Source organism: Amycolatopsis sp. NPDC049691 (genome assembly GCF_040675005.1).
In the GTDB taxonomy this organism is placed as follows: domain Bacteria; phylum Actinomycetota; class Actinomycetes; order Mycobacteriales; family Pseudonocardiaceae; genus Amycolatopsis.
Genome location: NZ_JBFANX010000001.1, coordinates 48,600 through 58,174 on the forward strand (window position 1 = coordinate 48,600; position 9,575 = coordinate 58,174).

The 9,575-nt window shown below is 72.6% G+C and carries 15 protein-coding genes and 1 pseudogene; 7 read left to right on the plus strand and 9 right to left on the minus strand.

Translation table 11 applies throughout. The features are described from left to right. Window positions 1-9: 9 nt before the first annotated feature. Window positions 10-186 carry a hypothetical protein gene (locus tag AB0J40_RS00270; protein ID WP_364445582.1) on the minus strand — a complete coding sequence of 59 codons (177 nt, stop codon included), beginning with the start codon at window positions 184-186 and terminating at the stop codon, window positions 10-12. Window positions 187-356: 170 nt separating this feature from the next. Between AB0J40_RS00270 and AB0J40_RS00275 the strand changes: the two genes are divergently transcribed. From AB0J40_RS00275 to priA, 3 genes are read left to right on the plus strand one after another with little or no spacing between them, the layout of a single operon-like run. Then, window positions 357-1,211, plus strand: coding sequence for a hypothetical protein (locus AB0J40_RS00275; protein ID WP_364445584.1), 855 nt, complete (start codon window positions 357-359; stop codon window positions 1,209-1,211). 32 nt (window positions 1,212-1,243) lie between these two features. Further along, on the plus strand, window positions 1,244-1,861 hold the full coding sequence (gene hisH / locus AB0J40_RS00280; RefSeq protein WP_364447209.1) for an imidazole glycerol phosphate synthase subunit HisH: 618 nt from the start codon (window positions 1,244-1,246) through the stop codon (window positions 1,859-1,861). Window positions 1,862-1,897: 36 nt separating this feature from the next. Then, window positions 1,898-2,635 (plus strand): bifunctional 1-(5-phosphoribosyl)-5-((5-phosphoribosylamino)methylideneamino)imidazole-4-carboxamide isomerase/phosphoribosylanthranilate isomerase PriA, encoded by a 738-nt coding sequence (gene priA / locus AB0J40_RS00285; protein WP_364445586.1) that lies wholly within the window; start codon window positions 1,898-1,900, stop codon window positions 2,633-2,635. On the opposite strand, the gene AB0J40_RS00290 is transcribed toward priA, so the two are convergent. The 3 genes and pseudogenes from AB0J40_RS00290 to AB0J40_RS00300 all read right to left on the minus strand — a co-directional run bounded on the left by AB0J40_RS00290 (window position 2,632) and on the right by AB0J40_RS00300 (window position 3,750). Then, window positions 2,632-2,904: a hypothetical protein gene (locus AB0J40_RS00290; RefSeq protein WP_364445587.1), complete on the minus strand. Its 273-nt coding sequence runs from the start codon at window positions 2,902-2,904 to the stop codon at window positions 2,632-2,634. The two genes, priA and AB0J40_RS00290, sit on opposite strands and share 4 nt — an antisense overlap. A gap of 94 nt (window positions 2,905-2,998) precedes the next feature. Next, window positions 2,999-3,325 (minus strand): annotated as a pseudogene (locus AB0J40_RS00295) (SDR family NAD(P)-dependent oxidoreductase); the annotation flags it as partial. Continuing rightward, window positions 3,322-3,750 carry an SgcJ/EcaC family oxidoreductase gene (locus AB0J40_RS00300; protein ID WP_364445589.1) on the minus strand — a complete coding sequence of 143 codons (429 nt, stop codon included), beginning with the start codon at window positions 3,748-3,750 and terminating at the stop codon, window positions 3,322-3,324. The pseudogene AB0J40_RS00295 and the gene AB0J40_RS00300, both read right to left, overlap by 4 nt. A 73-nt stretch (window positions 3,751-3,823) precedes the next feature. Here AB0J40_RS00300 and AB0J40_RS00305 point away from each other — a divergent pair, with 73 nt between their 5' ends. The 3 genes from AB0J40_RS00305 (at window position 3,824) to AB0J40_RS00315 (ending at window position 5,214) form a co-directional block, all read left to right on the plus strand. Then, complete coding sequence (locus AB0J40_RS00305; RefSeq protein ID WP_364445591.1) at window positions 3,824-4,279, plus strand: MarR family transcriptional regulator; 456 nt, start codon at window positions 3,824-3,826, stop codon at window positions 4,277-4,279. A gap of 73 nt (window positions 4,280-4,352) precedes the next feature. After that, complete coding sequence (locus AB0J40_RS00310; RefSeq protein WP_364445592.1) at window positions 4,353-4,727, plus strand: DUF1330 domain-containing protein; 375 nt, start codon at window positions 4,353-4,355, stop codon at window positions 4,725-4,727. A 10-nt stretch (window positions 4,728-4,737) separates the two neighbouring features. Then, window positions 4,738-5,214 (plus strand): GNAT family N-acetyltransferase, encoded by a 477-nt coding sequence (locus tag AB0J40_RS00315; RefSeq protein ID WP_364445593.1) that lies wholly within the window; start codon window positions 4,738-4,740, stop codon window positions 5,212-5,214. Here the strand turns inward: AB0J40_RS00315 and AB0J40_RS00320 are convergent. The 3 genes from AB0J40_RS00320 to AB0J40_RS00330 are packed head-to-tail and all read right to left on the minus strand — an operon-like array spanning window position 5,198 to window position 7,042. Continuing rightward, window positions 5,198-5,584 (minus strand): PPOX class F420-dependent oxidoreductase, encoded by a 387-nt coding sequence (locus AB0J40_RS00320; protein WP_364445595.1) that lies wholly within the window; start codon window positions 5,582-5,584, stop codon window positions 5,198-5,200. The genes AB0J40_RS00315 and AB0J40_RS00320 overlap by 17 nt on opposite strands. Before the next feature lie 13 nt (window positions 5,585-5,597). Further along, a complete protein-coding gene (locus AB0J40_RS00325) occupies window positions 5,598-6,332 on the minus strand; it encodes an ABC transporter permease (RefSeq protein ID WP_364445596.1) in 735 nt (244 codons plus the stop codon). Continuing rightward, complete coding sequence (locus tag AB0J40_RS00330) at window positions 6,329-7,042, minus strand: ABC transporter ATP-binding protein (protein ID WP_364445598.1); 714 nt, start codon at window positions 7,040-7,042, stop codon at window positions 6,329-6,331. Before AB0J40_RS00330 ends, AB0J40_RS00325 begins: the two co-directional genes overlap by 4 nt. Before the next feature lie 146 nt (window positions 7,043-7,188). Here AB0J40_RS00330 and AB0J40_RS00335 point away from each other — a divergent pair, with 146 nt between their 5' ends. Next, window positions 7,189-8,127, plus strand: a complete 939-nt coding sequence (locus AB0J40_RS00335; RefSeq protein WP_364445600.1) for a hypothetical protein — start codon at window positions 7,189-7,191, stop codon at window positions 8,125-8,127. On the opposite strand, the gene AB0J40_RS00340 is transcribed toward AB0J40_RS00335, so the two are convergent. Then, on the minus strand, window positions 8,117-9,079 hold the full coding sequence (locus tag AB0J40_RS00340) for a hypothetical protein (RefSeq protein ID WP_364445601.1): 963 nt from the start codon (window positions 9,077-9,079) through the stop codon (window positions 8,117-8,119). The genes AB0J40_RS00335 and AB0J40_RS00340 overlap by 11 nt on opposite strands. Further along, window positions 9,076-9,573: a SigE family RNA polymerase sigma factor gene (locus tag AB0J40_RS00345; RefSeq protein WP_364445603.1), complete on the minus strand. Its 498-nt coding sequence runs from the start codon at window positions 9,571-9,573 to the stop codon at window positions 9,076-9,078. The genes AB0J40_RS00340 and AB0J40_RS00345 overlap by 4 nt, the downstream gene beginning before the upstream one ends. Between the last annotated feature and the right edge of the window lie 2 nt (window positions 9,574-9,575).

A 9,575-nucleotide genomic window follows, 5' to 3' on the forward strand; every position in this document is an offset into this window, starting at 1 on the left:
AAACCACAGTCAGGCGTCTGTCCTCCGCGTGGCGTTCGTCACGCGGACAGCAGACGCGGACGGCGTGCACCGCGGGCGGACCTGCTGGCGGGGGATCAGCAGCTCGTTGAACTGCGGAAACGGCACGCTCTCGATGTCTTCACGCCAGGCGTGCAGCATCTGGGACAGCAGATCGTCCTCGGCCATCTTCGCCTCCCTGGCGTCCGGTCGCGCGGGCTGAGCCCACACGATCGGCTGACTTGATACCCAGCGAGCGGGACGCCGAAACGTCCTTCTCCAAGATTCTTCCGGCGGGCGATCGCCCCGTGGCAGAATCGCGTCGCCGCCGCCACCGCCTCAACTCCCGAGGAGCGCACATGCGCGCGGCCAGTCTGCTCGCCCTCACCACCGCCGCCCTGCTCACCGCCACCGGCGTCGCTTCCGCGCACGGAACACAGTGGCGGCAGGTCGGCCACACGACCGCCGAAAACCGGATCAGCGGCGAGGGGCTCACCACACTGCGCCTGCCCGGGCACGCGCCCGAACTCGTCTACCGCAACGGCGCCACCATCCCGCAGCCGCTCAAGGACGAGGGCTGGGGCCACGTCGGCGACCCGGACTCGCTGCGCGGCTACGTCTTCGACGTCTACCAGGACACCGTCACCCCGACGCCGACCAGGAAGATGTACCTGGTCACCAAGCCCGACGGCACGACCACCGAGTTCGTCCACCCGCTGCAGCGCGACGAACCCGCCGCGAACGCCAACGCCCAGGTCGCCGTCACGCCCGACGGCCAGTGGCTCGTCTCCGGGCCGCTCGGCGAGATCGACCGCCTCTACGTCTCCCCGACGCCGTTCCTCAACCCCCGCGGCCCGCGGACCGCCGGCGACCTGCCCGTCGCCGCCCGCATCCACCTCGACCACCACATCCGCAGCGCCCAGGGCTGCGACTTCGTCTCCCCGACCCGGCTGATCTGCGCGACCAGCGACCCCTACAACGACCTGTACCCGACCAACCTGCAGCTGCTGCAGATCGACCTCCCGCGGTCGCTGACCGGCCACGACGTCACCGCGAAGGTGCGCGAGATCAGCCAGGTCCCGCTGGCCGGCACCTGCACCGGCACGTTCACCCCGGAGGGCGTCGACTACGACGCCGGCGTGCTGCGCGTCGAGGTCGTGCCGCCGTCGCCGTGCAACACCGTGACGGACGTCTATTCGTTCGAGCGCCGCTGAGCGCTGCGGCTACGCTGGGTGGCGTGTCTCGTGTGGTGATCCTCGACTACGGTTCCGGCAACCTCCGCTCCGCCGAACGCGCTGTGGCGCGCGCCGGGGCCGAAGTCGAGGTCACCGCCGACCCGCATGCCGCGATCGAGGCCGACGGCCTGGTCGTGCCCGGCGTCGGCGCCTACTCGGCGTGCATGGCCGGGCTCCTCGACGTCAAGGGCCACCGGATCATCGGCAAGCGCCTCGCCGGCGGCCGTCCCGTGCTCGGCATCTGCGTCGGCATGCAGATCCTGTTCTCCCGCGGCGTCGAGCACGGCGAGGAGACCGAGGGCACGGGGGAGTGGCCGGGGGTCGTCGACCGGCTCAACGCCGACGTCCTGCCGCACATGGGCTGGAACACCGTGCGGGCGCCCGCGGACTCGCGGCTGTTCGCCGGGCTCGACCCGGACGAGCGGTTCTACTTCGTGCACTCCTACGCCGCGCGCAAGTGGGAGCTGGAATCGGGCATCGGCCAGGAGCCGAAGGTGACCTGGGCCCACCACGGCGAGGACTTCGTCGCGGCGGTCGAGAACGGGCCGCTCTGGGCCACCCAGTTCCACCCCGAGAAGTCCGGCGACGCGGGCGCGAAGCTGCTGAAGAACTGGCTCGCGACCCTCTGACCGGGTGACGCTCGTCTCCGCCCTAGAGTTACCGGCGTGACTTTCACGCTGCTTCCCGCCGTTGATGTGGCCGATGGCCAGGCCGTGCGACTCGTCCAGGGCGAGGCCGGCACCGAGACCTCCTATGGCAGCCCGCTGGAGGCGGCGCTCGCCTGGCAGCGCGACGGCGCCGAGTGGATCCACCTGGTCGACCTCGACGCCGCCTTCGGCAAGGGCAGCAACCGCGAGCTGCTCGCCGACGTCGTCGGCCGGCTCGACGTGCAGGTGGAGCTGTCCGGCGGCATCCGCGACGACGCGTCGCTGAAGGCCGCGCTGGCCACCGGCGCCCGCCGCGTCAACCTCGGCACCGCCGCGCTCGAGGACCCGGAGTGGACCGCGCGCGTGATCGGCGAGTACGGCGACCGCGTCGCGATCGGCCTCGACGTGCGGATCACCGAGGCCGGCCACCGGCTGTCGGCCCGCGGCTGGACCTCCGACGGCGGCGACCTGTGGGAGGTCCTGGAGCGCCTGGACCGCGACGGCGCCTCGCGCTACGTCGTGACGGACGTGAGCAAGGACGGCACCCTGCGCGGCCCGAACCTCGAGCTGCTGCGCGACGTCGTGGCGCGCACGGACGCGCCGGTGATCGCCTCGGGCGGGGTGTCCAGTGTGGACGATCTCGTCGCGCTGGCCGGGCTGGCTTCGGACGGGGTCGAGGGGTCCATCGTCGGCAAGGCGCTGTACGCCGGGGCGTTCACGCTGCCCGAGGCCCTCGCCGCGGTCGCGAAGGTCTAGGCGAGCAGGGAGAGCGCGGCCCGGCGCGGGAGCAGCCCGGTGATCGCGGTGAGGACGGCGTTGCGCCGGCCGGACACGACGGTCGGCCCTTCCCGGCGCCGGACGGCCCGCAGCGCCCGCGCCGCGACCTGCTCCGGTGTTTGCACCAGCCACGACGGCACATCGCCTGCCTGCTGGGACGCCGTCGCGGTCACCCCGGGGCACAACGCCAGCACGTGCACCCCGCGCCCCTTCTGCTCGTGCCACAAGCTCTCCGAGAACGACGTCACGAACGCCTTCGACGCGCTGTAGACGCTCAGCCCCGGCTTGGGCGCGAACCCCAGCGTCGAGGAAGACGTTCACCAGCGCCGCGCCCGGTTCCGCCCGCGCGAGGAAGGCGTGGGCCAGCGTCACGACCGCCCGGCAGTTGAGGTCGAGCACGCCGGTGGCCTCCGGCAACGACGTCGTGGCGAAGTCGCCGTGGACCGCCGCGCCCGCGTTGTTCACCAGCAGGCTGTAGCGCGACGAAGCGAGCAGGTCGGTGGTCGCGCGCAGGCCTTCCGGGGTGGTGAGGTCCGCCGCCAGGACGTCGTGGGCGGCGCCCGGGTCCGGGCGGCGGGCCACCGCCGTCACCGCATAGCCGGCGGCCGCCAGCACCTCGGCGAACGCCCGGCCGATGCCCGCGCTCGCCCCGGTCACCAGTGCCTTCACCGGCCAGCCTGGGGCTTCGTCTCCGGCGCGAACGCGAACGACACGCGCTCCAGCAACGGCTTGCGCTGCGTGTTGTGGAACGCCGCGACGAGCCAGCGCTCGCCGTCGCGGACCAGCGTGTACGTCTGGACCTTCGCGAGCTTTCTCGGGCGCGCGCCCTTGTAGGTGTCGCCGGCGGTGCTCACCACCACGACGTCCGGGCCGAGGTGGCGCACGTCCAGGACCTCGTGCGCGAGCTTCGTGCCCTTGAGGAACTTCTCGAACAGCACGCGGTGGCTGCCGGCGATGTCGTCGCGGCCCTGGTAGCGCGTGCCGACGAACGTCACGTACGTCGCGTCTTCGGTGAAGTGCGCGCCGTACGCGTCGGCGTCGCCCCGGTTCCACGCGTCGGCGAGCGAGTCGAGGACGGCGGTCGTGGTCTGCATGGTCGTCTCCTATACTTGGCTTCTCGTGTGCAGTATCTGCACACATGCAGATATTAGGCAGGAGGACGACACGGTGGCAAGTCTCGAGGAGCGGCACGTGGTCTTCCGGCGGTACCTGGACGCGGTGGGCCTGCACGGCCTGGCCGGCGCCGAGGCCGCCGGCCTGCACGCCACGGAGTGGTACGCGCTGAGCCTGCTCGACCTCGAAGGCCCGCTGACCTCCGGCGAGCTGTCCGTGCGCACCGGCCTCACCACCGGCGCGACGACCCGGCTGATCGACCGGCTCGAGCGCGCCGGCTACGTCCGCCGCGCCGCCGACCCGGCCGACCGGCGCAAGGTGCTCGTCGAACCGGTGCCGGACGCGCTGGCCGGCGTGGAGCGGATCGTCGGCCCGGCCCGCGGCCGCATCGCCGAGGTGCTCGGCCGGTACTCCCCGGAGCAGCAGGAGGTGTTGTTCGACTACTTCGCCCGCGCCGCACCGGCTTACCGCGAAGCGTCGGAGGAGATCCGGAAGGCGAAGCGGCGCTAGCATTACCTCCGGCGTAATCGACGCCGTGCGCGAACCGCGTCAGGATTCCTTTCAGGACAACGAAAGGAAGACGATGACCGCCTACGGACTCGCCCACCTGCGCCCGCCCGCCGTGCTCCACGAAGAGGTCTTCCAGTACCTCGAACGCATCCAGGCGACGCTCGACCCCTACGGCGGTAAGTTCGTCGTGCACGGCGCGCCCGTCGAGGTCATGGAAGGGGAGTGGCCCGGCACGCTCGTCGTCATCGAGTTCCCGGACCTCGCCGCCGCCCGCGAGTGGTACGGCTCCGCCGCCTACCAGGCGATCCTGTCGATGCGGGCGGACCACATCCCGGGTGACCTCGTGCTCGTCGAAGGCTGCGGCCCGGACCACGACTCGGCCGCGCTGGGCGCCGCGCTCCGGGCATCGGCCGGAAAAGGGGCTGACACCCGGCCCCGGGAGTCGTAGGTTGCCGCGGGTGGAAGAGATCGTCACCGAGCTCGAGATGACCGCCGCGGAGCAGCTCAACCCCGCGCCGGTCGTCGACGGCGTCACGCTGAGAGCCACCGAGCCCGGCCCCGTGATCCGGGACCTGCACGTCCGGATCGGGACGCCCTACCGGTGGCCGAGCGCGACCAGGAGCGACGAAGACTGGGCGAACTGGCTGGCCGAACCGGGTCGCCGCTACCGGCTCGTCGACTACCGCGGCGAGATCGCGGGCGCCGCCGACTTCGAGCCGCAAGGCGATGGCGACGTCGAGATCACCACCTTCGGCCTGCTGCCCGAGTTCGTCGGCAAGGGGCTCGGCGGCTACGCGCTCACCCTCGTCGTCGCCGACGCGTGGGCACTCCCCGGCGCGAAGAGGGTCTGGCTGCACACCTCGACGCTCGACCACCCGAACGCGCTGCCGAACTACCTGCGCCGCGGGTTCCGCAGCTTCAGCCGTCCAGCTTGACCGCGATCCCGACCGTCCGGTCGGCCGGGCCGCGCAGCTTCGAGAAGAACATCGTGATCCGCCCGATGACGCCGTACTTGCGGCCGATCACCCGGCGGACCCGCTCGGTCCCGGCCAGGTCCAGCAGCCGGGCCTGCCCGGTCGCGACGGCGCCGTGCGTCTTCCGCCCGCGCAGGTCGCACGCCTGGACCTCGACGCGCCCGCTGTTGCGGATGCGCTTGACCTTCCCGGCTTTGCGCTCCGACCAGAACACGAGCTCGCCCGCGTCGCCCGCCAGCCAGATCGGGGTCGGCACCGCGCGCCCGTCACGGCGGAACGTGGTCAGCAGGACGTAGCGCTCGGCGGCGAGCCGGTCCGTTTCGGAGGCCATGGCACCACGGTAGTCACGGCGTCCGCCGCCGCAGCGTCGCCGCGCCGAGCACCAGCGCCAGCAGCGCGCAGCACGCGACCACGACGAGGTTGCGGAGGATGACCGCGTCCACCGTCGACGACGCCGTGACGCGGGTCAGCGCCTCGACCGCGTACGACAGCGGCATGACGTCCGAGAGCCACCGCAGCAGCCACCCCATGTCGCCTCGCGGCACGAAGAGGCCGCACAGCAGGATCTGCGGCAGCACGAACACCGGCATGAACTGGATGGCCTGGAACTCGGTGCGCGCGAACGCGCTGACGAACAGCCCCAGCGCCATGCCCAGCAGCGCGTCGAGGACGGCGATCACCAGCAGCATCCCGACCGACCCCGCGAGGTCGAGCCCGAGCCACCACAGCGACACACCCGCCGCCAGCGAAACCTGGACGACGGCGATCGCGCCGAACGCCAGCGCGTAGCCGAAGAGCAGGTCCAGCCGGCCGATCGGCAGCGTCATCAGGCGTTCGAGGGTGGCCGTCGTCCGCTCCCGCAACGTCGTGATCGACGCGATGAGGAACATGATCAGGAACGGGAACACGCCGAGCAGCGCGGGCGCGACGTGGCTGAACACCAGCTTCGAGTTGAAGACGTACCGCAGCAGGACCATCAGCAGCGTCGGCACCAGGACCAGCATCACGACGGTGCGCGGGTCGTGTCGCAACTGGGTGAGGATGCGCCGCGTGGTCGCGAGCGTCAGTGCGGGGTTCACGAGGCGGCCCGCACCAGGTGCAGGAAGGCCTGTTCGAGGTCGGCGGCGCCGGTGCGCTCGCGCAGGGCGAGCGGAGCGTCGTCGGCCAGGAGGGTGCCTTCGCGCATGAGCAGGAGGCGATCGCAGCGCGCGGCTTCGTCCATGACGTGGCTGGACACCAGCAGCGTGGCACCGCCGTCGGCGAGCCGGCGGAAGAGCGCCCAGAGTTCGTCCCGCAGCACCGGGTCGAGCCCGACGGTGGGCTCGTCGAGCACCAGCAGCTCCGGCGTGCCGAGCAGCGCGACGGCCAGGTTCGCGCGGTTGTGCTGCCCGCCCGACAGCGAGCCGACGAGCTTCCCGGCGTGGTCTGCCAGGCCGACCTCGGCGATGACCCGGTCCACATCGGACACCGGCGCGCGCAGCACGGCGGCGAAGTACTTGAGCGCCTCGCGGACGGTCAGGTCGGCGTAGATCGCCGGGTTCTGCGTCGCGTAGCCGATCCGCCGCCGCAGCGGCGGGCTCCCGGCGGGCAGGCCGAGCACGGTGACCGTGCCGCCCTCGACGATCTGGACGCCGACGACGGCCCGCATCAGCGTCGTCTTGCCGCAGCCGCTCGGGCCGAGCAGCCCGGTGACGGTGCCGCGCGGCACCTCGAAGCTCAGGTCGCGCACTACGGGCCGGCCACCGCGCCGGACGCGGAGCCCGGTGACCTCGAGCGCCGAATTAGTCATGTGATTAATTCTGCGCGCGATGAGTTTCGGGAGTCAAGGGGACAGGCGGCGCAACGCGATGGGGCATGACGGCAGAAGCGCGCCAACCGCCGGTCTTGCGACGATTCATGGGGCGGGCGTGCGCCCGCGTACTGGAGGGAACGTCGATGGCTGTCCAGCAAGAAGTCCCCGTCCACCCCCAAGCAGGTTTCTTCGGCGAAGGGCCGTACCCCGCCCGCCGCGCCGCGATCGCCGTCGTGGCGGTCCTGGCCGGCTTCGGGCTGACCGCGATCTGGTCGGCGCCCTTCGTGGACTCCGTGATCGGCGACAGCGTCGCCAACGGGCTCCTCGGCTACGACGCCAAGGCGACGCCGATCAGCGGCGCCCTCGCCGGGACGCTCTTCGCGTTCGTCTCCGGGCTCGCCGGCTCGTTCACCGCCTGCAACATCGCCGCTTTCGGAGCCGTCGCGCCGCTGGTCGGTGGGCAGGCGGGCGAGAAGCGCAGCCCGTTCAAGCCGCTGGGCTGGATCGCCGCGGGCATGCTCACCGTTTCGATCGCCTACGGCGTGGTCGTCGCGCTCGTCGGCACGGGCATGCCGCAGTTCTCCACCGCGCAGACGACCGGGCTGAGCCCGCGCAGCATCCAGTCCATGGTCGCCTTCGGCGTCGTCGGCCTGGTCTTCCTGCTGATGGGCCTGGTCGCGCTCGGCATCGTCGGCAACCCCTTCGCCGCGTTCACCCGGCGGCACCCGGCGGCGCCGCACGTCCTGATGGGCGCGCTCATCGGCGGCTTCCTCATCGGGCGGCCGTACCCGCTGTTCCGGATCATGTTCCGCAGCGCCGCCGAGCAGCACAACGTCTTCTACGGCGCCGCCGCGTTCGCCCTGCAGTCGCTCGGAAACATCGTGCTCATGGCGGTCCTGTTCCTGGTCCTGACCTACGCCACGCGCGGGCGCCTGCAGCGCTGGTTCGCCGCGAAGCCCACCCGGATCGCCGCGGTGACCGGGGCCGCGCTGCTCGTCGGCGGCACGTTCACGCTGCTGTACTGGGACGTCCGCGTGCTCGGCAGGCTGGGGATCATCTGGTTCCCGATGGTCAGCTGGTAGCCCGGCCGAGCCACCGGTAGTCGGGCGCGGGGTCGAGCTGGACGCCGTTCGCGACGGCGATCAGCTCGCTCTCCGGCCGCGCGCCCGACACCGTCAGCCAGCGCCCGGACGGCAGCCGGACGGCGACCGTGCCCGCCACGAAGAACCCTTGGCCGCCGCGGACGGTGACCGGTGTGGCGCCGTCGACACCCGGGGGGTTCGCGCTCGCGGTGACCCGGACCGCGGCCACCGACGGCCGCGCCGGGTCGGCCGCGGTCAGCTCGGTGCTCGCGTCGGCCGGGCCGGTGCCCCCGACCGCGGCCGAGCGCTCGGTCAGCCCCGCCGGGAGCGCGCCGAAGCGCAGCTCGCCGCGGACGCCGACCGGCGTGGCGGTGACCCCCTGGGCGATCCGCAGGGCCACCTCGCGGGCGTCGGGGACCCCGCCGACCCGCGCGGTCAGGACGTGCTCGGCGTCGGCGAGCCAGGTGATCAGCGCGGCCGTCCCGGTGTCACCGGTGACCATGGCGACGCGGCCGCGCACCAGGACCTGGTCGCGGATCGACGCGATCCGCAGCTCGGTCTGCGACCACTCGGGGTCGGCGGTCGAGTAGACCGACAGCGTGACCTCCGCGGGACCGGCGAACCACCGCCGGACCTGCGGCGTGGTGCCGGGACCGCCTTCGCGGTACTGCTCGGTGAAGCCGTCCGGCAGCCAGCCGGGGCTGTAGCCGAGCACCGGGCGGCCGGCTGCCGCGTCCAGGTCCGGAGTGGTCAGCACCCGCGTGCCCACGAAGACGCCGGCGACCAGCACGACCACCGCCGCGGCGACCAGGGCCAGCTTCGTCGCCGGACGCCGCCGCCGCCCGGCGCGGGCCAGCGCGTCGCGCACCGCGCGGCCGTCCGGGGCGCGGGTGGCGAGGCGGTCGAGGCTGTCCCGGATGAGCGTCTCGGTCTCGTGCTCGCTGCGGGTCATCCGTGGTCTCCGGTGGTGAGGACGGCGGCGTGCGGGGCGGCCCGCAGGGTGGTGAGGGCGCGGGAGATCTGGCTGCGCACGGTGGAGGTCCCGCAGCGCAGGACGGCGGCGATCTCGGCGTCGGAGTAGCTCTCGTAGTAGCGCAGGACGATCGCCGCGCGCTGCTTGCGGGGCAGCGTGGCGAGCAGGCCGAGCATCGCGTCGCGTTCGTCGAAGGCGGTCGACGGGTCGGCCGACGGCGGGCCGAGCGCGTCGAGGACGTCGTGGCTGCTCGGCACCATCCGCCGCACCGCCCGCCGTCGCCACGAGAGGTACTCGTTGGTGACCATCCGGCGCACGTAGGTGGGCGGGGCGGCGATGCCGTCCCACCGCTGCTGGGCGCGCAGCAGCACGTCCTGGACGATGTCCTGCGCGAGGTGCGGGTCGTTCGTCAGGACGGTGGCGTAGCGCAGCAGCCCGTCCAGCCGCTCCGCCACGAACTCTTCGAAACCCACCC

Excerpts from the sequence above, each read along its gene's own strand:
- AB0J40_RS00310 (WP_364445592.1), top strand. The coding sequence starts at position 4,353 with ATGACCGCCTACGGACTCGCCCACCTGCGCCCGCCCGCCGTGCTCCAC.
- AB0J40_RS00320 (WP_364445595.1), bottom strand. The coding sequence starts at position 5,584 with ATGGCCTCCGAAACGGACCGGCTCGCCGCCGAGCGCTACGTCCTGCTG.
- AB0J40_RS00330 (WP_364445598.1), bottom strand. The coding sequence starts at position 7,042 with ATGACTAATTCGGCGCTCGAGGTCACCGGGCTCCGCGTCCGGCGCGGT.
- AB0J40_RS00275 (WP_364445584.1), top strand. The coding sequence starts at position 357 with ATGCGCGCGGCCAGTCTGCTCGCCCTCACCACCGCCGCCCTGCTCACC.
- AB0J40_RS00300 (WP_364445589.1), bottom strand. The coding sequence starts at position 3,750 with ATGCAGACCACGACCGCCGTCCTCGACTCGCTCGCCGACGCGTGGAAC.
- AB0J40_RS00335 (WP_364445600.1), top strand. The coding sequence starts at position 7,189 with ATGGCTGTCCAGCAAGAAGTCCCCGTCCACCCCCAAGCAGGTTTCTTC.
- AB0J40_RS00270 (WP_364445582.1), bottom strand. The coding sequence starts at position 186 with ATGGCCGAGGACGATCTGCTGTCCCAGATGCTGCACGCCTGGCGTGAA.
- AB0J40_RS00340 (WP_364445601.1), bottom strand. The coding sequence starts at position 9,079 with ATGACCCGCAGCGAGCACGAGACCGAGACGCTCATCCGGGACAGCCTC.